The sequence below is a fragment of the Tolypothrix sp. PCC 7601 genome, from assembly GCF_025677855.1.
In the GTDB taxonomy this organism is placed as follows: domain Bacteria; phylum Cyanobacteriota; class Cyanobacteriia; order Cyanobacteriales; family Nostocaceae; genus Aulosira; species Aulosira diplosiphon.
Window position 1 is genome coordinate 5,790,090 of the sequence record NZ_CP064879.1, and the last position, 26,710, is coordinate 5,816,799.

The following is a 26,710-nucleotide window of genomic DNA, read 5'->3' on the forward strand; positions in this document are numbered from 1 at the left end:
AAAGATTTTTACGGACAATCATATATCCAAAGGTCAAAATGCAAGCAATATCCAGGGCCAAGCCAAACTTTTTTCAGCAACCCACCTTTGCTTCGTTGAAAGAAGAACGTCTACACCGCAAGCAACGCCTAGCAGCCGCATTCCGACTGTTCGCCCGCTTTGGATTTGATGAAGGTATTGCAGGTCATATCACTGTCCGCGATCCAGAAAATCCCGAGCAATTCTGGGTTAATCCCTTAGGAAAACACTTCGGTTTAATGCGCGTGAGCGACCTAATTTTAGTAAACCAGAAAGGCGAAATTGTCGAAGGCGATCGCCCCATCAATGGTGCAGCTTTTGCAATTCATTCCCAAATCCATGCAGCCCGTCCTGATGTAGTAGCTGCAGCTCATGCCCATTCGGTTTATGGTAAAAGTTGGTCTAGCCTTGGTCGCCTGCTTGACCCCTTAACTCAAGATGCTTGTGCTTTCTACCAAGACCATAGTCTATTTGATGACTATACAGGGGTAGTTCTCGAAGTTGCTGAAGGTAAGCGAATTGCCGAAACTTTAGGCAACAATAAAGCCATAATTCTGAAGAATCATGGCTTATTGACAGTTGGTCACTCAGTTGATGAAACTGCTTGGTGGTTTATCACAATGGAGCGTTCTTGTCAAGCCCAGTTACTCGCTGAGGCGGCTGGTAAACCTCAACTAATTAGGCCAGAATCAGCTAGCTTGGCACATCAGCAAGTGGGCGGACATGACTTAGGCTGGTTTAGCTTTCAACCTTTGTATGAATTGATTGTCCAGCAGGAACCAGACTTGCTGTCTTAAGCAGTGATTGTTTGCGTTTGCGCTTGAGTAATGCTGCTGCACCAAAAGCACCGATAGCCACAGTCCCCAATGCTGTAGAGGGTTCGGGGACTGGCTGCATAGATTTTTCAATTTGCTGAAAGGCGTAATCACCTAAGATTTTATGAGCAGCAGTTGTGGGATGAAGCCCATCCCAAAAGAAATATTGATTTTGGATGCTTGTGTCAGCTGCACAGGAGGGATCAACTAGGCAAGGTTTTGCCACTTCTTTGAAACCATATTTGACCCCCTGCATATTTTTTGTATCGTTCATAATATCTGTAAATACAGAATTAGCATCCAGACTGATGAGTTTTACATCAGGATTGAGGACTTTGTTTAAATCAGCGATCGCATCTGATAACTCTGAGTTATGCTCTTTAGTCAAATCTGTAAGAGCTTGGGAAGTACCATTAGCCACAGGGAAAGTCGGATCTAAATTTTGAGCGCGAGGTAGCTGGCCTAAGTCGGGTAAGTTAACTACCAGAATATTTTTAGCACCAACATCAGCTAGAGATGCGATCGCTATTTTTAAACTATTAATTGTCGTTGTTGGATCGGTAAAAGGTTTGAAATAATTGGGATCAGCATTCGTAGGTAAATAATCATTCGCACCAGTCCACAATACATAAAGTGCGTTTGAGTCAGCATTTTTAGTTTGCAAAAGTGGTGCTGTAAATGCTGCAATCTGCTTTTGAAAGCCAGGTAATAAAGGCGAAATAGTGTTTTTATCTATACTAGTAGCTCCACCAAAGGCAAAGTTAATGCCGTTTTTCGGCGCAGCACCTTTGGCAACATCAGTAACAAGAGTAGGAGAACTATCTAGTTGCAGCTTTTTAGCAAGCTCATCTATCCAAATCGGCCCATTGGAAAAGTTTCCGTCAACATAAGGCGGTGGCGGAAATCCTATTCCTGTATTGGGGTCTATAGTAGAGTTGTATACATTACCTGAATCTGAAAGACTGTCCCCAAATACGTAAATCCCACTAAATTGTGCAGCAGTTGCTCTCAACGGCAACATAAAAGAGAAAATAATAAAGCCTGCTGCGACAAAGCGTTTTTTCATGATCGTGCAACTCTGGTTATAATTTGGTACGTCTTAATTAAAAAATGCCAAGTGTCTCAATGGATCTACTGGCATGGGTTTGAAGTCTGGCAAAATCCAGCTTTAACTTCAAATCTTCAAACTCATTTACGTGTTTTTAATGAGACAATCTAAAATTTTTATTGCTTCCAAGAATATAAGCTAAAAATGCTGTAAGTGCCTAAATTCACTGAATTTTTATATATTACCTACATTTTTTTTACAAAAAATTTTTAGATTTTCATGCCAAATATCAGTACAGTTTGTAATCCGGATGATAAAGTGAGCTACCCTACTTAAGTAAGACATGAATCGGCAATCAAGTATCAAGTTTGGGGACGCTTTAGCTTTAAAGCATCAACAGCCGATATTCCTTCACCTTGAATGCCGAAGTACCACAAAGCCGCCGCCGCCTCTGCACGAGTCACAGGTTTTTTCGGTTGGAATAGGGTTGTATAGCCAAATACACGGCGGATATTTGATTGTTCGCCATTTTGGTAATCAGCTACCACAGCTCTTAAAGCTTTCGGATCAATTTTCCCTGCATCTTGAAAACCCCAAGTTTGCCTTACCACCTCTAAATTCGCTGATGGTAAAGCTTGGCGAGTATCCAAAGGTAGTTTCCACAGTAGCAACTGTTCCCTTGTTAGGGGTGCATCAGGACGGAATAAAACTGCTGTAGTATCCCCAGATAAGGAACTAGGAATTAATCCGGCTTCCGCTAATCCTTGAATCACAGGAAAATCAGAGTCTTTGGCAGACACATCACTAAAAGCAGGTTGAGCGCTTTCCGATACTGAGCGAACCTGTTTCGCTGGATTGTTAGCATACATAGCATTATTAGCCGCCACTAACCAACGAGCATATTCTCTACGAGTTATGGCTTTACTAGGCGCAAATTGGTTGCTTGTAGTATTGGAGTTGCCCTTATTAACTGTAGATTCTGGAGATAAAACTCCTAATTTTGCTAAATCTTGAATGTGTTGCCGCAGTTCTTGAGGTACTTTATTCAAATCGCTAAATTCTTGAGCTTCCTCGGTAAATGTCGCAACTGTTTGGTTATTAGATGTATTTGCTGGCTGTGTCGCCACGTTTGTAGGTAGTACAGGGCCAATAAATTCTGGATTACCAGGTTGGGAAGTATCAATAGGCGTTTGGGCGTTAGTAGTTTCGCTGGAATTATTAGTTGGCGTAGGTTGTGCGGTGGCTGTGGTTGCAGGAAGATACTCAATTAGTAATTCAGTGGCTGTTTGCGGCTGATTTGGTGTAGGGTTCGTTACTGATTGAGCTTGAATAGAAACTTTCACCTGCAAATTACTGCGTTGCGCCTCAAAAACGCCTCCTAAATCATCTGTGGGTTGCTGTGAAATTTGCCAATTATTCGCTTGCAGTTGTTCGCGGTAGAAGTTGGCAATAAAATTACTCGGATCAGAACTGAGCCAGCGAGTAGATGTTCTGTTTTCTGTAGCGCTAGGTGGTGTAACTGCTTCTAATTTGGCATTAGGATATAACGGAATATCTTGGGGAAAATCAGTTGGCAATTTAACTGTTGATGCGTTCTGTTGTGCTTGCTGTTGGCTATCCTTAGCTTCTCCAAACACAACTGGGTTATTTTGCAACTGAGGATCAGCTGCCAAAGATTGCTCAAGGTTTTTGGCAGTGGGACTGTTGGCACAGGCTGTTAACGAAGTGAGTAAAACAGCCAAACTCAGAAATATAGCCGGACTTTTACAGGGCAGCACAGGAAATCACAAATCTAGTGTCAATTCCTACCCTAGCGCAGACTGTGAACTCCAGTTCAAATTTGAGTATGAAATTTCACGGAGAAGATTTTTAAGATTTGATTATCTACAAAATAGATAGAGTTTTCCTTGTTCGCTCTTAGTTTTGTTAAAAATTCCATGTTAACTGTCTCAAAATTGCAAACCGCAGTAGCCGCAAAGGAAAGTTAGAACCTTGGAGAACTTTCACTCGCAGAAAGCGTCCAGTTCCCAAACGAGCAATACCCTTAAGCCTTGCCCAAAATCTTACCCTAAACAAGTTGAGTTTACTATCTTTGGCAGCATACAAGGGCATAAAGGCAAGTTTACCGTAGAGGACATCAGCGCGATGAGTTTTACTGAGATTATTTTTGTAATGCTCTAGATTTGGTAAACCTCCATGTTCGCCATAGTTACGCCAAGGAATATAGTTTTTCAGACCTTTACGTCGGAGAAAACTATCAATAGTTGAGTCCCAACTCGAATAGTTAGTTTCTCCTACATTGGTGCGAATTTCCTCAGCCAGTTCTAGTAAGTAGCGGGCACTTTCAGGATTTACAATATATGCAACTGCTGAAGTAGAAAACCCTTCAGCATAGCCATCAGGTGAGACGTAATATATCTGTGGTGCACAAGTATATAGCCAGCTAATCCCCACATTACTTTGGTAAGGATTAAAAGGTAAAGGTAGCTTGCCAAAATTAACTACTGGTACAAAGTCTGCCTCAATAATCATTGTTGGTTGAGTTTCTTGCATCGCCCTTTCCCAAGCTGTGCGATGGTTCAAAAGACACAGATAACTCCGAGAGTAATTTTGATATTCGGGTTTACGTTCCTGTCTTATAACTTCGCAGTTCAACCCTTGATTTGTTAATACTTCTTCTAAATCTTGAGTTGATTCTTGATAGGCAATAATAAAGGCTCTACTAATATGCTTCATCAAGGAATTTTCATCATTGCCATCCTGGGCGACATTCTTAATTTCTGAAGCGTTTTTTGGCGGAATTTGCATATTAAAATTAAATTACAAAACAATTTACCTAATCTTCTTGATATTGGTAAAATTATGAATATGAACCAGATTTGATAAATCTAGAAATTTAATTATTGAAATTCAATAAATATTTTTTGTAAATATAAAAGGGGCTAAGAAAAGCTCCAATTAAAAGTTCCAACTCACAAGCAGCTATAATATCAGTCTTCAGCACTAAGCGATATTTAAACCAATGAAGAAATATCTTGCGGATATCGTTAACCATATAAGCTAGAGAAACAAAAGGCTGTTGCCAAATTTGTAAGTCTAGCATCCTGGTATAATGACGGCTGAGACCTACACCACGCATTAATTTCAATAGATATTCTTTTTCTAAGCGCTGCTTAGGAATCCGGTGATAAATTTCCATTTCGGCATTATGCCAAATTTCCCACCCTGCTTTTTTAATATGAGTTAATGCTTCTATATCTTCAGCAGTAACTAACGAACCGTTAACTCGACCTTGAAAAAAGAGATTTTTCGGAATATTTTCAATCCATGCTTGTTTACGAATTACTAATCCGGCTCCAGGTGGAAGCATTTTTTTATACAAAAAAATGTTTTCTGAAGAAGTATAACAGAAAGTTGTTTTTCCTCCTCCAATGGCTAAAAAGGGGCTAATTCTCTCAAAGTTATTAGGTGGTGTTACTTCATAGTCTCCGTAAATACGTCCACCATAAGCCCCAGCTTTAGGATGATGTTTACCAAAACTATAAGCAGCTGCAACCCAATTCGGAGTAGGTAAATTATCATCATCCAGAAAACCTACAAATATGCCTTTGGCTTCTTGAATAGCACGCTCTCGCGCATAGCTTAATCCTTGTCTAGATTCAAAGCAGTATTTAATCGGATAAGGTGTAGGCCAATCTTCTTGATATTCCTGAATTACTTTAGCAGTATTATCTTTACTATTATTATCAATAATGATAATTTCCCAAGTTATATTTTCTTCATTACTCGATGTTCCTATACTATAGGCACAACAATCTCTTAGCTTATCTAAAAGAATAGGTAGACGTTCTTCACCATTAAAAGTACATATTGCCACACTAAAATCAATCATATTTTTTAAGAAAATATTGAAATCTAAATTATAGAAAAGTTTGCATTTTTATAAAATATACGTAGAGGCTAAACTCTACTGTATCTAAATATTTTTTAGTTTTGATACATTACTTAATCTAATTTAAATATGTTTTTATCTATTTAGCAAAGGTTTGAGTTATTGACCTATGATTTTCAGCAAATTTTTGATATTTAATTAATAATTTGGCATAACAGGTAAGGAAGAGCCATAATTTTTTTGTTGAAATTAACTAGCAGTCAAATTCAGTACCTTAAGATACTGTAAAGTTGATGCTTTTAAAGTGAATTGTTCAATCCAGTTAGGATCAACTGTGGGGTAATTGCCAGATAGTATATTCAAAATAGCCTCTGCCATAGCTTTACTATTACCTACAGGAACTAAAGAACCGTATTTACCATTAGCTAAAATTTCCGCAGGTCCACTCTCGCAGTCGGTGGAGACTACTGGAGTTCCTACAGCCATCGCCTCTATGAGTACTGTCGGCAAGCCTTCCCAAGCAGAAGATAAAGCGAACACAGATGCTTTCGCCATGTAAGCATAAGGGTTTTGCTGAAAGCCAAGTATTGATACGTGATTTTCCAAGCCTAATTCTTTGATTAGTTGGTTAAGACTAGAACGCTCACTACCACCCCCTAAAATCATTAACCGAGCAGGTCTAACTTGTTGCACTAAGTTAAAAGCATGAATAAGTGTGGAAAAATCCTTTTGGGGTGTCAACCGCCCTACTCCCAAAATAAGCGGTATTTCTCCAGGTTTTAGCCAAGGATGTTCTACCGACTGTTGAGACTTTTCTAACATTTCACCAGTCACGACTGGATTATAAATCACATGAATCTTCTCAGTATGTAATCCTCCTACTTGGCAAAGATCTTTTGCTACCCCATGAGAAACAGTTACAACCCCATCTGCCCAAGGGTAGAAAAGCCTTGTGGTTAAGGGTGTAAGACGCATTTTTAAATTGTCTGTGTTGTTTACCTCTAAAGATAGCGTGCTGTGTTCGGACACCACTACTCTTGTGGGCATTCTCGAGAGATACTTAGCTCCTACAGCAATTTCACAACAGTAATGACCAGCACAGAGCAAAGTAAATGGTCGATTTTGCCTTAAATAGGCTACTAACTTAGGCAAACTGCTTGCTAGTTTTGGGGTTTGTAGATTTACTATCCGCACTTTATGTGGTAACTGTAAGCGAAATGGTCCAGCTGGCTCTGTGGTAAGCAGTAAATCTACCCTTAAACCCTGCTCAACAAATCCCTGTGCCAAGTTCAAAATTACTCGCTCTACGCCACCATCCATTAAGGAGCGAATAAATATAGCAATATGAGGATAATCATCAAACATAGTTATGCTTTACTAGGATCTCTGGCTCTCTATTTTGTAGAATTCCCTAAAATCTCAGCAAAGTCACATAACTCAGAAAAAAACTAGAACGGCAAAATAAACTAGAGTAGGTTTGTAATGATTGAAACAGGCGTAAATAAGTAAACCAAAATTTTCAACAATGACAAATTTACGAAGTTTGAGTTTTTGCTCTAGCTAGCTTTGCCACTCTAGAAAAAAACCAGAATCAATATTTCATAGATTGTTGTAAATCAATAATTGTTGGGTCGTGAAACTGATTTAAAACTCGCCACAGCACAGTGTAACTGCCATCAGCACGACGACGAACTGGGCGAAAGGCTAAAAGTATATCACTGCTATGTAGTTGTGGTGCTTGCCCTAAATATTGCCGTTCTTGGGGTGAAAGTTTTCTATTGTTCAAAATAATGTCTGGTAGCTGGAATTGTAGCGATCGCACTAAGTAAGTATGGTTTAATTGAGCTTGAGCGCTCGCCAAAATCACCTGATTTAAATTCCAGTTCTGGTCTTTACCAGTCAAGAAGCGTCGCCGTTCTACTTGTAAGTCATCTAATTGCTTAGGCGGTTGGTAGTTGAGGAAAAATTCTCTTGTGGATTTGACCACAGTTTGCAACTGAGAATCTAACTTAGTCAGGGGGATATCACCCAAATCCACCATGAAGCTGTAATCTACACCTTGATGTCCTAAGGCAAAGTGATCGCCAACTAGTTGAAGTGCTAGACTGGGAGTAAATCCGCCTTGAGTATCAGCCAACAAAGGGAAAGGATAGCGTTCACTGACAGTAGGTGCCAAGCGGTTCTGGATAGTATCAAGCGGACGCTGGTAAGCAGAATCAGGTAAAACGCGGAAAATCCCAGTCCGAGGCAATTTTAAAAAGGTAGCGTAAATTTGAGGTTCTTGGGGGTCGATGTCGTAACTAAAGTGGTCAAGTACTGCAGAGGTTTCCTGAGGATTAGTAAATTGATTTTTTAAGGGGAATTCCACCTGGGCTGCGGTCAAAAATTTCTTCGCATCTGCCAAAATTGTCAGTGCTTCAGCAGGAGGTGCGATCGCAGGTTGTGCAAGTGGTACATAGTCTGCTATTGCAGTTTTCGCTGTTCTACCGATAATAGGTAGTGGAGGTGAAACTAAATTGGGTTCTTGGATGGCAAAAGGTGTCGCTAGCTTGTCCAAATTAGGAAGCTGCATCGGCGCGATCGCCAGCACAGAATCTGATTGTCGTTCTCCTGAAACCAAAGGTAGCGGTCTGACTAAGGCTAATTCCCCACGTCGGGATAGTAACCGATCTAATACTGGGGTAAGTTTTAATAATTCTTGGTTAGAAGCATACAAAGAGCAGTAAATTTTTATTTGTGACTCAGTTAATGGCTCGGCTAAAAAAGATAAGTTCTCCGTAACATCAACTCTGGAAATACATAAAGTTTTGGGGTTTTTGTATTGACGGTTGAGAAAAGCGTCTACAAACTTAGTGTAGACAGTTAATTGCCCTTGAACGGATCGCATCCGATTAGCATCAGGCATAGTCATAGCTTGCTCAATGCGGGCAATCAAATCAATCTGTTGCTGTACCATTCGGCTGGCTGTAGTATAAAAGCTTTCATTGGCCGGTACTGCTGCCAAATTTTGATCAGCTGATAATAAAGAGCGATAATCAAGGCTCGAAAGGTTATCAGGAACAGAAACCAAGGAAATAGGTAGCAAAAAGCTGAAGAAGATGTGTCTCATCTGAAAAATGCAGGACTGATAGGTGTAGGAAAAATCTAAAATAGATATTAAATTTAAAAGAAAGAACGACCATCGACCAGCGTCAGTCCATCTTAAACTTTCTGTCAAGCGCCGCCGGGTTGTTACCAGTGCTGAAACACGATTACATGCCAGTTTCCCAAGATCAGCCGATCTATTCTGAGGCTCCACTCCAGCTGTTGCTGTTTGTTGATGGACGGCCCAAGTCCCGACAACAGGTACAGCGAATACGTGCTTACTTAAAAGAATTACAGGCTGGGTATCAGTTTGAACTTCAAATCATTGATGTTGGACAACAACCTTATTTGGCGGAACACTTTAAATTAGTGGCAACGCCAGCCTTAGTCAAAATCCACCCGGAACCCAGGCAAATTATTGCTGGTAGTAATATAATCGGTCAACTTAAAAATTGGTGGCCTCGTTGGCAAGCTTCTGTCGATGCCTATTTAAAATTACAGGAAGATTTACAAGAACGTCTAGAGGACAATAGCCGGGTGGTAGCACCCAAATCTACGATTAGTTCCGTGGCTGTTTCTGCCGAACTTATACGTTTGTCAGACGAAATTTTTCGTTTGAAACAGGAACAAGAGAAACTTCACGAACAGTTGCAATTTAAAGATAGGGTAATCTCTGTGCTGGCCCATGACCTCCGCAATCCTTTAACTGCTGCTGCGATCGCCATAGAAACGCTACAATCTAACTACAATATCGAAACTGGCCAATTCCAGCGCCTCAAACCAGCAATGACGGCGCACTTACTCAAGCAAGCCCGGACTCAAACTAAAACAATTGACCGTATGATTACGGATCTTTTGCAGGTGGGTAGGGGCAATGATACAGAGTTACCAATAGTACCCCAAAAAATGGAAATCGGCAAACTCTGTTTCAGTGTATTAGAAGAATTGCGCGATCGCTACACTGCCAAATCCCAACAGATAGAAACAGATGTTCCTCAAGACTTGCCTTATGTTTATGCCGATCCAGAGCGCATTCACCAAGTGTTAATTAACCTGTTGGATAATGCCATTAAATATACGCCTACTGGTGGCAAAATTAGCGTTACAGGACTACACCGCACTACCCAAAAAGTTCAGATTAGTATTGGTGATACTGGCCCAGGGATTCCTTACGAAAACCGCGATCGCATTTTTGAAAATCACTTCCGGTTACAGCGAGATGAAGGTACTGAGGGTTATGGCATTGGTTTGTGCTTATGCCAACGGATTATTCGGGCGCATTATGGTCAAATTTGGGTAGATTCTGTCCCCAATGGTGGCGCATGGTTCCACTTCACCTTGCCAGTTTATCCCTCTTAGCCATATAAATTTCAATTTGCAATTGAGTTTCTACCTTTGAGCGTGAGCAGAGAGAAGAAACTTAAGATTGTCTATATTCAATTTGGTTGCTCAATAAGTTAATGAAGTAAAAACTTTAAATATTTATTGGTTAATGGATACAAGTAGCTCAGGGTTAAAAATTATCGCTATGACAAGGCAGGAGGGAAGAGGGTTATAGCTTGGTTTACCTTTCTTAACTTAGTTTTGTTTTTTCCCACTGACTTACTTACAGCATTAAAACTGATAATTAAAATTTGATTTTTAAAGTAAAATTTAAAAGCAAAATCCTAGAGTCAAAGCCTAGGATTGACAGACTCTCTATCAATTAATCACTTGAGAATAATACGATTTCGTCCTTCTGCCTTTGCTTGGTAAAGTGCCTTATCAGCAGTCACAATTAAATCTGAAGGTGAAGATTCCCAAGTAGGAACAACAGTTGCTACACCCATACTTAATGTGACATGTTGACTAACTTGCGAACCTGCATGAGTTATTTGCAAATTTCTCACCCCAGCTTGCATTGCAGCAGCCACATGAACTGCACCAAAAGCATGGGTATGGGGCATAATTACAGCAAATTCTTCACCGCCATAACGCGCTACTAAATCCTGATTTTTTTGGGCGGTATGACTTAAAACTGCACCTACTTTTTGTAAACAAACATCTCCAGCTGGGTGACCATATTTATCATTGTAAAATTTAAAAAAGTCGATATCACATAAAATTAATGACAGAGGTGCTTCCTCTTGGGCTAAATTAATCCACTGAGTATTGAGATAATCATCAAAACGGCGACGATTAGCCAATCCTGTTAAGCCATCAACGTTGGCAATATGCTGTAAAGCCTGGTTTGCTGCTTCTAACTGTTTGTATACTTGTGCTTGTTGTAATAGTCTTCGCAAGCGTTGGCGTAAAACTGCCCAGTGGATAGGTTTAGTTATGTAATCCATTGCTCCGGCTTCAAAAGCACGATTGACAGAATCTTCGTCATCTAAACAAGTGATCATTAATATGGGAGTTCGCTCCCATAGTTTAGAGATAACAGTATTGCCGAGAGCAGAATCTGTATCAAAACTAGCTAGTGCTGACATCAAGTTATTTCTAGCAATCTTGAGTAATTGTTTACAACAAGTAAAGCCATCCATGACAGGCATGACTGCATCTAGCAAGACTATATCTGGTTTAATCGTATCGTAAGCATCTAGACACTGTTGGCCATCATTGACTTCAACCACTCGATAGCCTTCTTGTTCCATAGCTTTACGCAACAGCACTCGCATGGTCTTGTCATCATCAGCCACTAAAATTAGTGGCGGTTGCTTAGAAAGAGGAAATGGGCTTATGCCTGACATGAGTTGCGTTCCACAGAAAATAAAAGTATCGCTAAAGGCGAACTTGAAAAGACTTGCCCCCTGAACTAAATCGCCTGTAAGCGATAGTTTTTGCGGTAGTCATCAGATTAGAGAAAACAAAAGTTTATAGTGTTCTGGTTTTCACTGGATTGTGAGAAACAGGAAAGATTCTGCTTCTTGATGTACCAGGTTGCTAGATGTCCAGTAGTGCAAATTTTCGCTGAATCGGTATAAGTAGTGAGTTGGCAAATGAGTACGAAAAAAGGTTGTGCTACTAGAAGCTAAGGATACTTGCTTCCATATAAATGCCAATACTTGCAAGCACAAGGTATGCTGCTGTTGGTGCGTAAAACGTTCCATGATTTTCAGCCAAGCAAATGGTAGATTACTAGGTTGCATAGACAATTTATTGAAAACACAAAAGCAATTGCAATCTGGTTGTCCAGGTAAGGACATGGTCAGAAATGTATTGTTGACGTTTAATGAGAATTAAATCTTGAAACCCTGATAATTTCGTAGTTAGCCACAAAACGATGATTGTGGACTAATCTTGAAACCCTTATGGCATAAGAGGCGTTTCTAATTCACATTAGGCGTACTATTTATATTTCCCTAGACCTGAAGTCGAATTGCCATTTCCGGGAAAACTTCTAATATCTACCCTCTTTTTCAGTTATACAGTAATTTTTAGCACTCAGCATTTTATGGCAACCCATAAAATGCTGCAAAAAAATATAAAGATAAATTCTGAAAATACTTGTTTTTCAAGTCTTTACGGCTAATATTAGCTCTTGATAGTTTTTTATCGTAATATTGCTATAAAAGGTGGATTTAAAAAATATATTATTCACCAAAATTTTGCTATATCTAAGTGTAAACACGTAAAAACATCTAAAAGCAAACAAAATATTTAGGCGATTGAGAGTAGGCGATCGCAGATCCACAGCATTTGTCACATTCGCCAGATTGTTGGGTCGCCAGGAGATAGGAATATACAGCCGATCTTAGGTACATAAAGTCCAAGGCTAGGAGTACAGCCATGTTCCCTACAATTATCTGTGCCTTACACAGTTCCAAGCTGCTGTATTTTGAAAATATGATGCAATTTTGAATATTGGTGCTAATCTACTCAACTAAAATAAAAGTAAAGATGAAATAACATAGCTCACAGCCTCATTAGTCTGAATTCAATTTCTTCAAAAAACCGACCTTTAACAGCAAACACCAGTAATCTCAATGCCCGATCCATTAATGTATTTACAGGATAATTATGTTGTCCTAGAAACTAACCAAGCAGAACAGTTTTTAACTGCCTCGGAGTTATTAGAAAAGTTGAAGTTAGTTGTCCAAAACATCTCTGTTGAGGATTTACCACCCGATGTGCAGAAGATTGATGAGGTGGAGGCACAAGCCCAGTATTTAATCGATACAAGCTGCGAATTGGATTTAGGCCCTGGTAAATATTTACAGTGGTATGCAGTACGCTTAGAAAAGTAAGTTGTATCCACAATATTTTTAATAAAAATCAGTGGAAGCTGTAAACTTCCACTGATGGAAAATCACTAAATTTTTGATTTAGTAGAGCTTGTCTGGAAATTATGAATTAGTAGTTGTAGTAATCAGCGCCAATTCAATTTTATCTTCCTCTGGCTGTGTAATTTGAATCTCAACACCAGGGCCAAAATATTTGAGCATTTTTTCTTGTTTTTCCTGCCAAGCATCAATTGGGAGCAGTGGCGAATCAAATTCTAAAATTAAAGCGTAAGCACCATTGATTGCCTTTTCTTTTAATCCTGTAACGATTGGTGTGTCTTCGTCTGTTTTACCTAAACCGAGGAAAGAGAGTGCCCTATCAAGATGGGCGTTTTGCCCATAGCAATAGCGGGTGATATCTTTACGGATTTTATTTTGAGTCACAGTGGCTTGTTGTTCGCGCAGTGCCAAAACTTCAGGTGTAGTAGTTTCGCTAAAGGGTATAGGCTTCAGTTCATTGGCTTTGAGCGCTAATCCCCCTAACAATAGGGGAAAGCCGTAAAAAAAGCCCACAAGATTGAGTGTGGCATTATCAGCCGCGTAGGCGACAAAACCAACAATGGTTAGGATAGCACCGACAGTTAAACCGATGGTTCCCAAAGAAATTTGGCGTAGCATGAGCTGAGATTGTATAAATTCTTAAAACATTAATTTTATTATCATCGGTTATTTGTGCCCTACTCAGATGAAGTCAACATCAGCTACTGGGTAGGGCCTTTGTGGGATGGGTTGCAATACTACAAGGGATAGCGTTTTGAACTCAAAATTGGTTTTGGGGAAAAGGTTAAAGGTTTTTTATTGCCCTTTTCCCATTCCCCTTTTTCCCCTTCACCGCCAAGTATTGAGATGGGTTGTGCGTCGCACAATCACAGCGGACTGTCCCACCCCACAAAAGTTTGATTAAATTTAAGATGTAAATTTGGTGTGTTTTAGCTTATTAGCTGTTAACTGTTGACTCCAGAGAAAGATTTTCCTGTGTGTCATGTTCAGTAACTCGTTCCCTAGTCCAGCTATCGATCGCATCACCCAAGGCGGTAGTTAAATTATTGCGGGTTTGAGCGTGGTTGTCTTGCTCGGTTTTCAAAGCTTGCAACAAGCGATCGCGTTCTTTAATGACTGTAACTAATTTCGTTTTCAAATCTTCTACCGATTTTATCTGTGATAGTTCCTGTTGAATCGCTGTGACTGCAGTAGCATCGGGGAGTGCGTCTGTATCTAAACCCTGAACTCTTTGTAGTTCGGCTTTTAGAGATGCGATCGCCTGTTGCGATAACTGCGTATCTGTACGACGTTGTTCTGCTTCGGTGTTATAAAGTTTACGCCATTTTTGGGCACTTTCCCAAGCTGCATCGCGATCGCGCTGAAGTTCTGCCATTTGCTGTTTGAGAGATTGGATTTCACTCAACCATTGCGTTGTTAAGTCTTGACTCATAGCGATTGTTGATTGGTTAATAGTCATTAGTTATTAGTTATCAGCAAAACGTAAAAGTCAAGAGTCAAAAGTTAAAAATAACAAGGAATAGGGCATTGGGGATTGGGCATTGGGCATGGGTAATTGGTAATTGGTAATTGGTAATTGGTAATTGGGTGTTTGGTATTTCCCCTAGTCCCCAGTCCCTAGTCCCCATTACCCCTTATCCCCAGAGGGGGCCCCGAGTTCCCCAGTCCCTAGTCCCCAATCCCCAAAAATCATGTACCAATCTCGGTTTATCCGCTTCTTTCGCCACCTTACCTGGCGCAACCTGAAGAAAACTTTTGCGAGGACGCTCGAAAGGCGACTTTTAGGACTGTCCTCGGAAATTGCTTTCAACGCCATGTTATCGCTGTTTCCAGCAATATTGGCTTTCTTTACAGCCATTGGCTTATTTGCAGAATCTTTGCAAGATACTTTTAAACAACTGGCGGCGCTAGTCAGTCAAATTGCACCGGAAGAAGCACTGGTGCTGATTCGGGATTTTGCTTCTCGAGAAATCGCCCACTCCAAAAATGGTAGCTTGTTCTCTATCAGTTTTGCGATCGCCATTTGGACTGCTTCAGGTGCGGTAAGTACGGCGATGACAGCCTTAGATCAAATTCATCAAATTCCCCCAGAAAAAATGCGTCCTTTTTGGAAAGCCAAGCTGGTTTCTCTGGGGTTGACAGTCGGTACTATGTTGCTTTTAGTATTGGCATCATTTTTAGTTTTTCTCAGCGACCTACTCTTGGCAATGGTAGTCAGCGAAAATAATGCTTTAATCTTCTTATTTGATATTTGGCAACTTTTACGCTGGCCTTTAGCTTTAAGTATTGTTGCTTTTACCTTTGGCTTTGTCTATCGCTATGGCCCCAGTATCTGGACTCCAGGTATGCCAATGATGCCAGGAGCTAGTTTAGCAGCTGTTTTTTGGGCAGTTTTGTCAGCTTTATTTCGACTTTATGTAGCTAATTTTGGTAACTACAATAAAGTATATGGTGCTGTTGGGGCTGTGATTGTCTTAATGCTTTGGTTATGGATGAGTGCGGTTGTGCTACTGGTAGGCGATCAATTAAACGTTACAGTTGGTGAAGATATGCAGTTCCGCAAATCGTCAAAATTGATTAAACAAAATTAATTATTTAATAGACAGCAGTAAAATACTTAACTATTCAAATTCAATCAAGCGATCGCACTCATGCCTGATTCACCTTCTCGTTATCCGATTATTGAACCTGATGCTAAGGCTCCTAGAGTAAGGCGACTGCGTCAGCTAAGTAGAATTTTAGATAATGCTATTACTATTCCCGGTACGCAGGTTGGTGTTGGTATAGATCCAATTTTAGGATTATTACCTGTTGGCGGTGATTTTTTAGGGGTAATGCTTTCTTGTTACATTGTTGTCGAAGCTGCACGCTTAGGTGTACCTAGAGCCACCATTGGCAGAATGGTGTTTAATATTATCGTAGATGGTTTAGTAGGCTCTTTCCCCATGTTGGGAGACTTGTTTGATTTTGCTTGGAAAGCGAATAGTATGAATATTCAGCTTTTAGAAGATAACTTAAAGTTTTCTAGCCAAACTCAAAAAGCCGACAGGTTATTTATCTTTGCTCTAGTCGCTGGATTATTGGTGATTGCCATTGTCTTAGTTGTCTTACCTGTGATACTAATTAGATTGCTGTGGCAAGCCATCACTGGTGGCTAATTTAGGTATTAATTACAGTAATGAAAGATTGGTGGCAGGCTACTTTTCCTCAAGGGCGACAAAGTTTAATTATTACTGATACTAAAGGTTATCCTGTACACATTGCTTATGGTGAAAAAGGTACAGGTAAGCCACTCATTTTATTACATGGTATGGGCAACTGGAGCTATAATTGGCGTTACAGTATTGACCCCTTGTCGAAATATTTTCGGGTAATTTGTTTTGATGCCAAAGGCTTTGGTTTCTCCGAAAAACCTGTATTTAGAAGAGAAGATAACGGTCATCAAGTTCTAGAATTAGCGCGCATAATTCAGGAATTATGTGATGAACCGCCAGTGATTGTAGCAGAATCTTTAGGTGCCTTAGTTTCTCTTTCTCTGGCTCAAGAATATCCTGAATTAGTAGGGCGGTTAGTAGTAGTCAATGTGCCAATTTTTGCTGAGAAATTGCCGCATTGGGCAATGTGGATACTATCACAAACGCCGCTAGAACTCATCCAAACAATTGACAGCTTACGTCTAGCATATTTCTTCGCACCTCTATTTAGAGAAATTATGGCAATAGAGCGGCGACAGGTGCTATTCGATCCATCAGTATTAACCCAAGAAGATATCTATTGGATATCCTACCCATTTATTGAAATTCCTGGGACACTCGTAAAAGTTGCAGAAGACTTACAAATAGCAGCGAGAGAAATTGAGCATTGGCAAACCCAGAAACCAAATATGCTCAGTACAATTCAAAAAAAGTTAAGTAATATTGAATGTCCCACTCTAGTTTTATGGGGTGAGCAAGATAATTGGTTTCCTGTAACTCATGGAGAGAAATTGTATAGATGTCTCCCCAATGCGAAGTTAAAAATTTTGCGTAACTGCCGTCATGATGCCGCAATTGGTTCTGCAAAGGAAGTCAATGCAGCGATTGTAGAGTTTTTGGCAGAGACAAGCTTTTTGTAGACTTTGAAAGTGCAAAAGATTTGTAGTTTGGGCATTTAGTAGGTCAACACACAAATATTGACAGGTGTATATCGGGAAAAAGGCAAAAGGGAAGGGTTTAAAACCTTTACCCTTTTCCCCTTACCCCTTCTTATCAAAATAAACTTGATCACCTACTAGCTCGCTACAGGTGTTTGATATTATTGCAATAAACCACTGCCAAAAGCAGCTGAAGTCATGTTTGCTCTAATCTCCCCAGAAAAGATTCAATTGCCTCCTGGTGCTGTGGTACGTTTACCTGCTAGCTGGCAGGATTACCAATGTCTTTGTGAACAGCGGGGAGATGCTTCAATTCCTCGCATCAAATACCGCGATGGGGAAGTATTACTGATGTCGCCTTTGCCTGTACATGGACGAGATGCCAATTTACTGGCGGATATTGCGAAGACACTTTTAGATCATTATGGACGGGAATACGATGCATTTACCCCTATAACGATGACGCTACCTGAAGAAAGTGGCATTGAACCTGACTATTGTTTCTACATCGATAATTGGCAAGCGGTTTCAGGTAAAAAGCGGATTGATTGGAGACAAGATCCACCACCGGATTTGGCGATTGAAATTGACGTAACTAGTTATTCCGATATCCAAGATTATCTTCCCTACCGAGTTCCAGAAGTTTGGTTATTCAAAAAGCAGCAGTTATTGATTTACCAATTACAAGGCACTGATTACCAACTGCAAACTCACAGCCGCTATTTTCCAGAGTTTGACTTACAAAATGCCATTACCCATTGTGTTCAAATTGCTTATGAACGTAATACCAGTGCTGCTATCCGTCATTTGAAACAGTATTTCAAAAATAATTCTTAGGGTTAATGAATTACTTTGGTGCGTTACTAAATTTTGGATTGAAAATGATCGCCTTTCTTTTGGTTCTAGTTGTCACGGTGCGGGACGAGTTATGAGTCGTGCTAAGGCAAAGCGGTCAGTTATAGGCGATCGCTTGCGTGGAGAACTAGAAAAAGAAGGAATCAATATTCGCGCTGGTTCAATGTCTGGTTTAGCTGAGGAAGCACCCCAAGCTTACAAAGATGTTATACCAATTCAAAATTCGTCTTGAAAAGTTGGCTCAACGGGGGGAACCCCCGCACGCAACTTTTCGCAAAATTCAAAATTCAAAATTAAGAAAACCATATGTAGCAAGGGTTTTTGAGTTTGGATCTGTTGCTGAATTTTGGAGAATTGGTATTAGCTGTGTTGTTAATGTGGTTCACAATGCTGGTATTGCTCGTAAGGTAGCACGCCTCAAACCTGTCGCTGTAATTCAAGGCTGATACCCATCAATAAGTAGAGGGGTCTAGTTATTAGCAACCAGACCCCTCATATCTGTGAGCCAATTTGATCCAACATTGCCTCCATAACGAGTTTGTGTTTACAGGTCTTGCATTTATATCTGAACCTCCCGTAGTCGCTTCTTCCTAAGCTATGGGTTGGCATGACTCTTAATCAAAGACTTGCGATCAGGGTGTCGCCACATTCACCTATTTGAGAGGTTCTCTGCAATTCCACTATTATATTAACACAGTTTTCTATAAGTGAAAGGAAAATTTTTAAATTTTCAGCTATTAGAAATATGCTCTTTTTTTGCAGTCTTTGCATTTAGCTATCTCTTTGATTGTAAGCGTGACTACATGATAAGTTTACGGACTTTTGTTAAGAAAAACGAAAAATACTCAAGCTTAACTAATAAATCTTACTGTTTTTGTTAAGCTAAAGACATTAAGCATCTACTATGAGAATTAAGAGTTTTTACCTTTCTTGTAAACCTTACCAAGCAAAGCATAGGGTAAGTTATGTGTTTTTCTCAGGTTAGGCTTCTAGCTCACTTGGAAGAGACTATTTACCCTCAGAATAGTTGCTGCGATCGCTTAATAATTGCTGTTTAATACAATCCGGCTAATTTCATCAAAAGCCGTCAATTTGTGAATGCTCAGTTGGTAATTGTTTACCCCTAACTGAAGCAATTAAAAAAATTTTGTTTGTAAGCTCAATAGTTTACCAGCACTAATTTTAGTTTTTACCCAGTCTTCAAGACAGATGCAGTAAAAATCTAACAGCCAGGTGAATAAATACTGAGAATTTGCATATTTTTGCCATCTTTCGATGGCAATCAAAAACCATATCGCCGAAATCAAGAAATATCAAGATTACCAGAGGAGTCAGAAATGGAAATCTTTGATTATGTGATTTTAGGAGCTGGGTTAGGTGGACTGTCAGCAGCAGCCTGTTTAACCAAGCAAGGATACCGTGTAGTAGTTTTGGAGAAACATTACTTACCAGGTGGTTGTTGTCACACCTTTGATTATGGAGAATACAGCTTTTGCGCGGATGTGCATTATATTTCTCAATGTGGTTCAGGTAAGACTATCAACCAATTTCTCAACTACATCGAACGGGATGTACCCTTTAACAGCCTCGATCCAAACTGTATTGACCGAGTAATTACACCAGAAGCGAATTTTGCGATTCCATTGGGATGGGAAAATCTGCGTCAAGCCTTGCTGACTAGCTTTCCTGAAGAACAACGAGCCATTAACCGCTACTGTGATGAGATTAAACAAATCCATCAACAAATTCGCAGCTTAGTTCAAGAAGTGCGTTGGTTTGACCGTAAATGGTTGGATTGGTTGAAGTTACCAAAATACTGGAATCTCTTTTGGAAGCGGAATTGGACTCTACAAGATTTGTATAACTATGTTGGCTTGTCGCCAAAACTGCAAGCTGTATTAGCAGGACAAAGTGGTGATTATGCATTACCACCTAAAGAAATTGCCCTACTTACCCATACTTCCTTAGTTTGCGACTATTCCGAGGGAGCCTACTATCCAAAACATCACTTCAAACACTTTGTAGATAGCATTACCCAAGCAATTACAGATGGTGGAGGCGTAATTCAATACTCAACGCCTGTAGAACATATCCAAGTTAGTCACAACAACATCCACAGCGTCATTGCCGATGGTATCACCTACAGCGCGCGTCAAGCTTATATCAGCGACCTAGACCCGAAATTAACAGTAGAGTTGATGCATGATGTTGAAGCCTTGAGCCACAAGGAACGTCAACGCTTAACAGGCTACGAATACTCAGCCAGTGCTTTTAATATCTACTTAGGTTTAGATAGCAGCTTCGAGCCAGAGCGCTACGGTATTGGTAACTGGAATATCTGGTACTATCCTACAGGCAACCTCAACAGAGAATATCAACAACAATTAGCAGGAGACCTCAGCCATCCGTGGATTTTCCTCTCTTGTCCGACAATGAAGTCTCAGGAAGCAGGGATGGGGCCACCAGGTCATCATATTCTAGAAATTGCCACAGTCTGCCCTTATGAGCCTTTTGAATACCTACACAAACACGACCCCAAAGGCTATAAAGCGAAAAAACGGGAAGTTTATCAGCAAGTAATGACCAGTGTCCGCGATTTAATTCCCGATGTAGACAAATATGCGCGGATGAAAATTTACGGTACACCTACCACCAGTGAATTTTATCTCGGACAACCCCAAGGTAATATTTATGGTGCGAAATTAGTACCCAAACAAGTAGGCTTAGAGCGTCTGGGATATACAACAGAATTACCAAATCTGTTCTTAGTAGGTGCGAGTGCAGGCTATCCCAGCGTACCTGGCGTAATTGGTAACGGTATGGATGTAGCAGAATTGCTGACAGGACAATCCGTGCGGGGGAGAATTGAAACACCGAAGCCGTTGGTATCTGTGGGATGAGGGAGATGAGGGAGATGAGGGAGATGGGGAAATAACAAACACCAAACACCTAATTACCAATTACCAAACCCCTAATTTTGAGATTTTGGTATTGAATGAGTTGCGGATTTACGCCCCAACTCATTCAAATTACGAATTACGAATTACGAATTACGAATTATTTAAAACGTTGGCTTTTCAAATAGCAACACAGACAATAAGAAATCCATCATAAAAATTGACACCCAAGTAGTCACAACTGCTGTGGTGGCTGATTCTCCGACTTCTTTTGCTCCACCTCTAGTAGTTAAACCCCAACTACAACCATTGACAGCAACTATAGCTCCAAACAGAAAGCCTTTGAGTAAAACAATCCATAAATCTGAAGGTGTTAAAAAATTTCTGACTGACTCTAAAAATGTCTCTGGCATAATCTGATAAAACTGCGATGCGGCAAAAATTCCACCGATAATGCCAGTCAGTAACCCAAAAATTGTTAATAATGGTGTCATCAAGCAGCAAGCAATGACTCTAGGAAGTACTAGATAATCAATTGGATCGGTTCTCAGCATATGCAGCGCATCAATTTGGTCTGTGACTCGCATTGCACCTATTTCTGCTGCGAAGGCTGAACCTACTTGTCCGGCGATGATACTAGCAGACAAAATGGGAGCCAATTCTCTGCAAAAAGCTAGTGCAAAAGCTCCTCCTACCGCACTCACAGCACCAAACTGCACTAATTCTCTGGCTGTTTGGATGGTGAAAATCATGCCTGCAAAACCGCTTACTAAGAGAACCGGACACAGAGAAGCTGGCCCAGCAGTTACCATGTGTTCCAGAATTTTGCGGTGATAGGTCTTTCCTTGGAGCAAATGTAGCAAAACTTGCCCAAAAAGCAGAAATACAGAAAAATAGCGCCCAATTGAAAATTGTTTGAAATTTTTTCTATGTTGTACTTTTACTACCATTTACTATCCCCTCACAACCTTGATTGTGGAAAATTCGCTAGACTGAAAACTTGCTAGATGCAAGAGACTGAGGGAAAAATCTGATTTTAGGCATTCAACGTAATGAGATAACAAAGCAATGTAGTAATTGCTAAAGACGCTTAAAGAATATCTAATTCTAGCTGCTTGTGTCCATCTTTAGGCCTATGCGCTTTGGGTGAAGGCGATCGCATCTCAATACGCTTAGGTAAAAGGGAAAGGTTTAATGCACCCTTAACCTTTTCACCTTAGTCTTTTTGCTCAAACTCAAAGAAATAATGAAAAGTGGTTATTCGTAACCTATCGCCAACCTACTATCAGGTTTGCTACCCCCTTAGGGAAAATAAAATAGAAATAAACACTCAAAAATGAACCAGGTAGACTACCTCCGGATTAGCTTAATCGATCGCTGCAATTTCCGGTGTCAATACTGTATGCCAGAAGGCGCAGAAATCGACTATATTCTCAAACAACAACTTTTAACTGATGAGGAACTGCTGACCCTCATTGCAGAAGTATTTATCCCTGTAGGCTTTACTCGTTTTCGGTTAACTGGTGGGGAACCTTTGCTACGTCCCCATGTGGTGGAATTGGTGAGGGCGATCGCATCTTTTTCCCAAACTCAAGATTTATCGATGACAACCAACGGGTTCTTACTCGCTCCCATCGCCCAAAATCTCTATGATGCGGGTTTGCGGCGCATTAATATTAGCCTCGATTCTCTAGAACCAGACACCTTTGACCAAATTATTGGCAATCGCGGCCGTGGACGCTGGGAGCAAGTTTGGCAGGGGATTCAAGCAGCCCATCGCGTCGGTTTCGACCCCTTGAAGCTGAATGTAGTGGTGATTCCTGGGGTAAATGACCATGAAGTGCTAGATTTAGCTGCTCTCACCCTTGACCGCAACTGGCACGTGCGGTTTATTGAGTTTATGCCGATTGGCAATTGGCAATTATTTGGCGATCGCGGATGGGTTTCTTCTGCCCAACTGCGGCAACAAATCCGCGACCGTTGGGGATTGACAGATTCTCAAGTTTGTGGTAATGGGCCAGCCGATATCTTTCAAATTCCGGGAGCCAAAGGAACACTGGGATTCATCAGTCAGATGTCAGAGTGTTTTTGCGATCGCTGTAACCGGATGCGTTTAAGTGCCGATGGCTGGCTGCGTCCCTGTTTATTAAATGAAACGGGTCAATTAGATTTAAAAACTGCTCTCCGATCTGGTGTCAGTACCGCACAATTACAAGAGCAAGTTAGACATTTATTAGCAATTAAGCCGGAAATCAACTTTAAAGGGCGCGAATCTGGTACCACAGGCATTTATTCACGTACTATGTCCCAGATTGGCGGGTAGTCATTTGTCCTTAGTCATTTGTCCTTGGTTATTTACAAAGGACAAAGCGCAAAGTCTGAGCGGAGGAAACCTCCGCTCAGAACTTTGTAAGAAGGACAAGGGACGAATGACTATTACGCTTGGCGTGAGTAGTATTCCACAACCAGCAGTTCGTTAACTTGCAGCGCCACCCATTCTCTTTCAATAACACCGTTGACTTTACCAACAAGCTTGGTTTTATCAAACTCCAAGTGACTGGGTAGGTTAGCTAATCCAGGATATTGGAGGTTGGTTTCTGCCAACTTACGGGATGCTTCTTTGTTGCGAACAGCAATTTCTTCACCAGGACGGCACTGATAGCTAGCAATATTAACTACACGTCCATTCACAGTGATATGGCCGTGATTTACTAGTTGCCGTGCTGCGGGAATAGTGGGAGCTAAACCCAAGCGGAAAACTGTATTATCCAAGCGCATTTCTAGAAGTTGCAACAGCGCTTGTCCGGTAGAACCAGTAACTCGTCTGGCTTTACGGACATAACGTAGCAGTTGCTTTTCGGTTAGACCGTAGTTTAAGCGTAGTTTTTGCTTTTCTTCTAACCGGACAGCATACTCAGAACGCTTTTTGCGGTTTTGACCATGCTGACCAGGTGGATAAGCACGTCTAGCGCTTTTACGAGTTAATCCTGGTAAATCGCCTAAGCGGCGTACAATTCTGAGGCGAGGCCCTCTATATCGGGACATGTGTTTCCTTAATCTATTCCTGTTTCAACTTTACCTAGACATACCATTGTGGCATTCCCCCAACTTAACAAATCAAGCGATCGCTTATTTGTTTCTCAAGTCGGGGGATTCTTAGTTCGCTGAAAACCCTAGCTCTAGTAGAATAAATCTAATTAGAACAGAGGTATCTTTTCCACACCCAAGGCTTTAAGTCGGTAAAACCGACGGTAGTTAATTGAGCTTTGTTTCTCAAAGCAACACACTACTTGCCCCAGGCATTGGTTCCCAAGCGTCAATTCCCCAGTGCCCCTAGGTACTCGAATACATGAGTTTTTTGTTTTGTGGTTTCGTAGGCGACTCAATCGCTAGATTGATTCACGTAGCATTTCTACACAGAAATACTTTTTATGTTACCTACTTAATCTTCGATCAAAATATCGTAGCACATCAACATGAGATAAATCTTGTAGCGGGGTGAGGTATTGGGCATTGGGCATTGGGAATGGGGCATTGGGCATTGGGTGTTTGTCATTAATTATTTCTCCCCTGCCCCCTTGCTTTTCCTAGTCTCCCTCATCCCCCACCCTGCGGGTACTCCTCTCCTACTCTGCGAGCAGGGCTACGCCCAACGGAGAACTCGCAGAGTAGCCGCAAAGCGTCTACATCTCCCGTATATGCTAGTAAAATTCACTATATTAATGAGGATTGAGCGTAGTTATTGAGTTAGCATAGCCATTGGGTGTTTGGTGAACGGAATATTCAGGAGTAAAAATTTATGAGCAAAAAAGGCGGTTCTAAATATAGGATGTTGTCAACTAAAGCAATTAGATGGACAGGGCCAGTTTTAGCGATCGCTGGATGGTTGGCAACGATGGTTCCCTCTATGGCGGCCGCCACCTACAGTAATAATGATTACCGTGCCTGTGCTGGTCAGCTTTTGCGCGTCAACATTAATACCAACTCAGCATCGCAAGCTTGTGCTGGCGCATTACGTCCACGGGAATTGTCTCGTTGTGTGGTCAAAATTAGCAGACAAACTCAAATTAGTGCTGTAGATGCTCTTAATTCTTGTACGTTAGCACGCCGTCCCGAAGAGTTGGCTACCTGTGTAGTTGATATTAGCCTTTATCCTAGTAAGGAAGCCGCTAACCCCGCAATCTTAAATTATTGCGGTCGCAGTTTGTTGCCTGTGAGCTTTTCTCAGTGTGTCGTAGGCTTACGAACTGAAACTAAATTAGATCTAGTTCCTACCCTAGATACTTGTATTAGTGGTAGCGACAGAGTCAGCAGCTTTGTACCTTCCTCGACATCACCACTGCAACCAACCACACAATTTAACCCAGTGTTTGAAACTACGCCGATTCCTGCACAACCAGTGAATAAGTAAAAATTATGGTTGGCAAGTAACTGGTTGATCAGGGCAAATTTAAAACATGAAAAGAGCTATTTCCGATTGAAAATAGCTACATTTACCATCTATAAGTTTTATATGCTTCTGTGCCTCTGCTTGGGAAAGAAACGATTTCTTTAACCACAGAGGCAAACAATAAGCTGTTGCATATAAGAAAGCACATTGATTCCGCAGGGAAACAAGGGGCAAGGGAGAGGGTTTGCAGCTCTTACCAATATGAAAATGATGCAATTTAAATGACGATTAACTTACCAATTCAAAATTTGTTTTGGAAAGTTTAACTCTTGACATCAATTAATTAGTCTTCTTTTTTCCCAAACACCATTTGTAAAATCATAGGAACGCCGCCTTCTTGGTGATACCTATCTGCCCAAGCGCGAATCACTTCGTCCAGTTCTTCTAGAGCCTGTTCTAGGCGTTCTGGCGGAATATCCAGTTCTTCCAAAGCGCGCATAGCATTTTGTCGCTTTTCTGCCCAATCTTTCATTAAACGGAAATATCGAGCGGTATCTTCGACCATGATATAGGTGCGCTCTTGGTCGTCAGCAGGCGCATAGAAGGGACGGGTGAGTGCGTAGAAAGGCATTCCCCAAGGAGAATCAATGCGTGTCACCGTGCCAGAGTACAGCAGGCGGCGCTTGATATGCTCCGCTAAAGCTTCACTCAAAGGCATTTGGTGTTCAGGAGGCATTTCCTCCTGCGATCGCTTGTGTAAAAATTCAATTAACTCTAGAAACTCAAAAGAGGTAATTAACTGAGCATCGGGCAGATTACTCGGTAATTTATGCTCGATTTGTTTCTTTTCCTCGGTTGTCAGACTGGTGCCGGGAATACGTGATTTCCCAGGCCGCCAAGGAAATTTTTCCATCCAGACATAAGGCAATTGAATCAAATAGCGAGGCTCTTGAGAACCCAGCATTTTCAGCAACTTACCTTCAGTCAGGGCTTGTCTGACTTCCTCAACAATGATTTTGACCCGCTTCGGTTCTAAGTGGTGTAAATGACCAGTCATCCGCAGGTTTTGCCCCTGCTCTAGATAGGTCATGTAAATTGCACATTTGGCTGCCGTAGCAGCTGCATCTAAAAATGCCCCATGCCTGTGCCCACTAGTCCGCATGGCACTAAAAGCCAGATAAAGCATGATCTGATCCATCGCACTGGGGCCGAGACGTTTGATCAGATCTATGTCGTTACTCATATAACAGACAGTTAAATAGCACGTTTACAAATTTATTAGCCGTAGGAAAGTAAGTAGTATACACCTGACTG

Annotated in this window: 25 protein-coding genes; 11 read left to right on the forward strand and 14 right to left on the reverse strand. The window is 41.0% G+C overall.

Annotated features, from left to right (window positions below; translation table 11 throughout):
• The first annotated feature begins 38 nt into the window (after window positions 1-38).
• Entirely contained in the window at window positions 39-815 is a 777-nt protein-coding gene (locus tag HG267_RS23840; protein WP_045868289.1) for a class II aldolase/adducin family protein, read from the forward strand.
• Here the strand turns inward: HG267_RS23840 and HG267_RS23845 are convergent.
• From HG267_RS23845 to HG267_RS23870, 6 genes are all read right to left on the reverse strand, one after another.
• Entirely contained in the window at window positions 757-1,899 is a 1,143-nt protein-coding gene (locus tag HG267_RS23845) for a PEP-CTERM sorting domain-containing protein (RefSeq protein WP_045868290.1), read from the reverse strand. The genes HG267_RS23840 and HG267_RS23845 overlap by 59 nt on opposite strands.
• A 344-nt stretch (window positions 1,900-2,243) precedes the next feature.
• The gene (locus tag HG267_RS23850; RefSeq protein WP_045868291.1) at window positions 2,244-3,659 is read right to left on the reverse strand and encodes an S-layer homology domain-containing protein; all 1,416 of its coding nucleotides are present in this window, start codon (window positions 3,657-3,659) and stop codon (window positions 2,244-2,246) included.
• 148 nt (window positions 3,660-3,807) lie between these two features.
• Window positions 3,808-4,689, reverse strand: a complete 882-nt coding sequence (locus HG267_RS23855) for an LPS biosynthesis glycosyltransferase (protein WP_228045442.1) — start codon at window positions 4,687-4,689, stop codon at window positions 3,808-3,810.
• A gap of 88 nt (window positions 4,690-4,777) precedes the next feature.
• The gene (gene hpsE / locus HG267_RS23860; RefSeq protein ID WP_045868292.1) at window positions 4,778-5,773 is read right to left on the reverse strand and encodes a hormogonium polysaccharide biosynthesis glycosyltransferase HpsE; all 996 of its coding nucleotides are present in this window, start codon (window positions 5,771-5,773) and stop codon (window positions 4,778-4,780) included.
• A 249-nt stretch (window positions 5,774-6,022) separates the two neighbouring features.
• The gene (locus HG267_RS23865) at window positions 6,023-7,138 is read right to left on the reverse strand and encodes a glycosyltransferase (RefSeq protein WP_045868293.1); all 1,116 of its coding nucleotides are present in this window, start codon (window positions 7,136-7,138) and stop codon (window positions 6,023-6,025) included.
• Window positions 7,139-7,364: 226 nt separating this feature from the next.
• Window positions 7,365-8,882: a hypothetical protein gene (locus HG267_RS23870; protein WP_045868294.1), complete on the reverse strand. Its 1,518-nt coding sequence runs from the start codon at window positions 8,880-8,882 to the stop codon at window positions 7,365-7,367.
• A 128-nt stretch (window positions 8,883-9,010) separates the two neighbouring features.
• On the opposite strand from HG267_RS23870, the gene HG267_RS23875 reads away from it, so the two are divergent.
• Window positions 9,011-10,216: a histidine kinase gene (locus HG267_RS23875; RefSeq protein ID WP_194007797.1), complete on the forward strand. Its 1,206-nt coding sequence runs from the start codon at window positions 9,011-9,013 to the stop codon at window positions 10,214-10,216.
• 350 nt (window positions 10,217-10,566) lie between these two features.
• On the opposite strand, the gene HG267_RS23880 is transcribed toward HG267_RS23875, so the two are convergent.
• Complete coding sequence (locus HG267_RS23880) at window positions 10,567-11,589, reverse strand: PleD family two-component system response regulator (protein WP_045868296.1); 1,023 nt, start codon at window positions 11,587-11,589, stop codon at window positions 10,567-10,569.
• A 141-nt stretch (window positions 11,590-11,730) separates the two neighbouring features.
• On the reverse strand, window positions 11,731-11,988 hold the full coding sequence (locus HG267_RS23885; RefSeq protein ID WP_045868297.1) for a hypothetical protein: 258 nt from the start codon (window positions 11,986-11,988) through the stop codon (window positions 11,731-11,733).
• Window positions 11,989-12,825: 837 nt separating this feature from the next.
• Here HG267_RS23885 and HG267_RS23890 point away from each other — a divergent pair.
• The gene (locus HG267_RS23890) at window positions 12,826-13,086 is read left to right on the forward strand and encodes a chlororespiratory reduction protein 7 (RefSeq protein WP_045868298.1); all 261 of its coding nucleotides are present in this window, start codon (window positions 12,826-12,828) and stop codon (window positions 13,084-13,086) included.
• A 99-nt stretch (window positions 13,087-13,185) separates the two neighbouring features.
• On the opposite strand, the gene HG267_RS23895 is transcribed toward HG267_RS23890, so the two are convergent.
• The 3 genes from HG267_RS23895 to HG267_RS23905 all read right to left on the reverse strand — a co-directional run bounded on the left by HG267_RS23895 (window position 13,186) and on the right by HG267_RS23905 (window position 14,750).
• Window positions 13,186-13,740, reverse strand: coding sequence for a DUF2854 domain-containing protein (locus HG267_RS23895; RefSeq protein ID WP_096621889.1), 555 nt, complete (start codon window positions 13,738-13,740; stop codon window positions 13,186-13,188).
• A 319-nt stretch (window positions 13,741-14,059) separates the two neighbouring features.
• Window positions 14,060-14,554: a hypothetical protein gene (locus tag HG267_RS23900; RefSeq protein ID WP_045868897.1), complete on the reverse strand. Its 495-nt coding sequence runs from the start codon at window positions 14,552-14,554 to the stop codon at window positions 14,060-14,062.
• Window positions 14,555-14,618: 64 nt separating this feature from the next.
• A complete protein-coding gene (locus HG267_RS23905) occupies window positions 14,619-14,750 on the reverse strand; it encodes a hypothetical protein (RefSeq protein WP_255325152.1) in 132 nt (43 codons plus the stop codon).
• A gap of 63 nt (window positions 14,751-14,813) precedes the next feature.
• On the opposite strand from HG267_RS23905, the gene HG267_RS23910 reads away from it, so the two are divergent.
• The 6 genes from HG267_RS23910 to HG267_RS23935 all read left to right on the forward strand — a co-directional run bounded on the left by HG267_RS23910 (window position 14,814) and on the right by HG267_RS23935 (window position 21,009).
• Window positions 14,814-15,713: a YihY/virulence factor BrkB family protein gene (locus HG267_RS23910; RefSeq protein WP_045868299.1), complete on the forward strand. Its 900-nt coding sequence runs from the start codon at window positions 14,814-14,816 to the stop codon at window positions 15,711-15,713.
• A 60-nt stretch (window positions 15,714-15,773) separates the two neighbouring features.
• Window positions 15,774-16,280, forward strand: a complete 507-nt coding sequence (locus HG267_RS23915) for a DUF4112 domain-containing protein (protein WP_045868300.1) — start codon at window positions 15,774-15,776, stop codon at window positions 16,278-16,280.
• Window positions 16,281-16,300: 20 nt separating this feature from the next.
• Window positions 16,301-17,236, forward strand: a complete 936-nt coding sequence (locus HG267_RS23920; RefSeq protein ID WP_045868301.1) for an alpha/beta fold hydrolase — start codon at window positions 16,301-16,303, stop codon at window positions 17,234-17,236.
• A 216-nt stretch (window positions 17,237-17,452) separates the two neighbouring features.
• On the forward strand, window positions 17,453-18,091 hold the full coding sequence (locus tag HG267_RS23925; RefSeq protein ID WP_045868302.1) for a Uma2 family endonuclease: 639 nt from the start codon (window positions 17,453-17,455) through the stop codon (window positions 18,089-18,091).
• Between the two features lie 37 nt (window positions 18,092-18,128).
• Window positions 18,129-18,341: an RtcB family protein gene (locus HG267_RS23930; RefSeq protein ID WP_255325166.1), complete on the forward strand. Its 213-nt coding sequence runs from the start codon at window positions 18,129-18,131 to the stop codon at window positions 18,339-18,341.
• Between the two features lie 1,105 nt (window positions 18,342-19,446).
• On the forward strand, window positions 19,447-21,009 hold the full coding sequence (locus HG267_RS23935; RefSeq protein ID WP_045868304.1) for a phytoene desaturase family protein: 1,563 nt from the start codon (window positions 19,447-19,449) through the stop codon (window positions 21,007-21,009).
• Between the two features lie 161 nt (window positions 21,010-21,170).
• Here HG267_RS23935 and HG267_RS23940 read toward each other — a convergent pair whose 3' ends face one another.
• Window positions 21,171-21,956 carry an MlaE family ABC transporter permease gene (locus HG267_RS23940; protein WP_045868305.1) on the reverse strand — a complete coding sequence of 262 codons (786 nt, stop codon included), beginning with the start codon at window positions 21,954-21,956 and terminating at the stop codon, window positions 21,171-21,173.
• 386 nt (window positions 21,957-22,342) lie between these two features.
• On the opposite strand from HG267_RS23940, the gene moaA reads away from it, so the two are divergent.
• Window positions 22,343-23,329 (forward strand): GTP 3',8-cyclase MoaA, encoded by a 987-nt coding sequence (gene moaA, locus HG267_RS23945; protein ID WP_045868306.1) that lies wholly within the window; start codon window positions 22,343-22,345, stop codon window positions 23,327-23,329.
• A 113-nt stretch (window positions 23,330-23,442) separates the two neighbouring features.
• Here the strand turns inward: moaA and rpsD are convergent, their stop codons facing one another.
• On the reverse strand, window positions 23,443-24,051 hold the full coding sequence (gene rpsD / locus HG267_RS23950) for a 30S ribosomal protein S4 (protein ID WP_045868307.1): 609 nt from the start codon (window positions 24,049-24,051) through the stop codon (window positions 23,443-23,445).
• Between the two features lie 754 nt (window positions 24,052-24,805).
• Between rpsD and HG267_RS23955 the strand changes: the two genes are divergently transcribed.
• Window positions 24,806-25,417, forward strand: coding sequence for a hypothetical protein (locus HG267_RS23955; RefSeq protein ID WP_045868308.1), 612 nt, complete (start codon window positions 24,806-24,808; stop codon window positions 25,415-25,417).
• Window positions 25,418-25,739: 322 nt separating this feature from the next.
• On the opposite strand, the gene hetR is transcribed toward HG267_RS23955, so the two are convergent.
• Window positions 25,740-26,639, reverse strand: coding sequence for a heterocyst differentiation master regulator HetR (gene hetR / locus HG267_RS23960; RefSeq protein WP_045868309.1), 900 nt, complete (start codon window positions 26,637-26,639; stop codon window positions 25,740-25,742).
• Between the last annotated feature and the right edge of the window lie 71 nt (window positions 26,640-26,710).

What these genes read in the sequence shown, in the direction of transcription:
- HG267_RS23840 (WP_045868289.1), top strand. Translation starts at nt 39, where the DNA reads ATGCAAGCAATATCCAGGGCCAAGCCAAACTTTTTTCAGCAACCCACC.
- HG267_RS23845 (WP_045868290.1), bottom strand. Translation starts at nt 1,899, where the DNA reads ATGAAAAAACGCTTTGTCGCAGCAGGCTTTATTATTTTCTCTTTTATG.
- HG267_RS23855 (WP_228045442.1), bottom strand. Translation starts at nt 4,689, where the DNA reads ATGCAAATTCCGCCAAAAAACGCTTCAGAAATTAAGAATGTCGCCCAG.
- hpsE (WP_045868292.1), bottom strand. Translation starts at nt 5,773, where the DNA reads ATGATTGATTTTAGTGTGGCAATATGTACTTTTAATGGTGAAGAACGT.
- HG267_RS23865 (WP_045868293.1), bottom strand. Translation starts at nt 7,138, where the DNA reads ATGTTTGATGATTATCCTCATATTGCTATATTTATTCGCTCCTTAATG.
- HG267_RS23870 (WP_045868294.1), bottom strand. Translation starts at nt 8,882, where the DNA reads ATGAGACACATCTTCTTCAGCTTTTTGCTACCTATTTCCTTGGTTTCT.
- HG267_RS23880 (WP_045868296.1), bottom strand. Translation starts at nt 11,589, where the DNA reads ATGTCAGGCATAAGCCCATTTCCTCTTTCTAAGCAACCGCCACTAATT.
- HG267_RS23885 (WP_045868297.1), bottom strand. Translation starts at nt 11,988, where the DNA reads ATGCAACCTAGTAATCTACCATTTGCTTGGCTGAAAATCATGGAACGT.
- HG267_RS23890 (WP_045868298.1), top strand. Translation starts at nt 12,826, where the DNA reads ATGCCCGATCCATTAATGTATTTACAGGATAATTATGTTGTCCTAGAA.
- HG267_RS23895 (WP_096621889.1), bottom strand. Translation starts at nt 13,740, where the DNA reads ATGCTACGCCAAATTTCTTTGGGAACCATCGGTTTAACTGTCGGTGCT.
- HG267_RS23900 (WP_045868897.1), bottom strand. Translation starts at nt 14,554, where the DNA reads ATGAGTCAAGACTTAACAACGCAATGGTTGAGTGAAATCCAATCTCTC.
- HG267_RS23905 (WP_255325152.1), bottom strand. Translation starts at nt 14,750, where the DNA reads ATGGGGACTAGGGACTGGGGACTAGGGGAAATACCAAACACCCAATTA.
- HG267_RS23910 (WP_045868299.1), top strand. Translation starts at nt 14,814, where the DNA reads ATGTACCAATCTCGGTTTATCCGCTTCTTTCGCCACCTTACCTGGCGC.
- HG267_RS23915 (WP_045868300.1), top strand. Translation starts at nt 15,774, where the DNA reads ATGCCTGATTCACCTTCTCGTTATCCGATTATTGAACCTGATGCTAAG.
- HG267_RS23920 (WP_045868301.1), top strand. Translation starts at nt 16,301, where the DNA reads ATGAAAGATTGGTGGCAGGCTACTTTTCCTCAAGGGCGACAAAGTTTA.
- HG267_RS23925 (WP_045868302.1), top strand. Translation starts at nt 17,453, where the DNA reads ATGTTTGCTCTAATCTCCCCAGAAAAGATTCAATTGCCTCCTGGTGCT.
- HG267_RS23935 (WP_045868304.1), top strand. Translation starts at nt 19,447, where the DNA reads ATGGAAATCTTTGATTATGTGATTTTAGGAGCTGGGTTAGGTGGACTG.
- HG267_RS23940 (WP_045868305.1), bottom strand. Translation starts at nt 21,956, where the DNA reads ATGGTAGTAAAAGTACAACATAGAAAAAATTTCAAACAATTTTCAATT.
- moaA (WP_045868306.1), top strand. Translation starts at nt 22,343, where the DNA reads ATGAACCAGGTAGACTACCTCCGGATTAGCTTAATCGATCGCTGCAAT.
- rpsD (WP_045868307.1), bottom strand. Translation starts at nt 24,051, where the DNA reads ATGTCCCGATATAGAGGGCCTCGCCTCAGAATTGTACGCCGCTTAGGC.
- HG267_RS23955 (WP_045868308.1), top strand. Translation starts at nt 24,806, where the DNA reads ATGAGCAAAAAAGGCGGTTCTAAATATAGGATGTTGTCAACTAAAGCA.
- hetR (WP_045868309.1), bottom strand. Translation starts at nt 26,639, where the DNA reads ATGAGTAACGACATAGATCTGATCAAACGTCTCGGCCCCAGTGCGATG.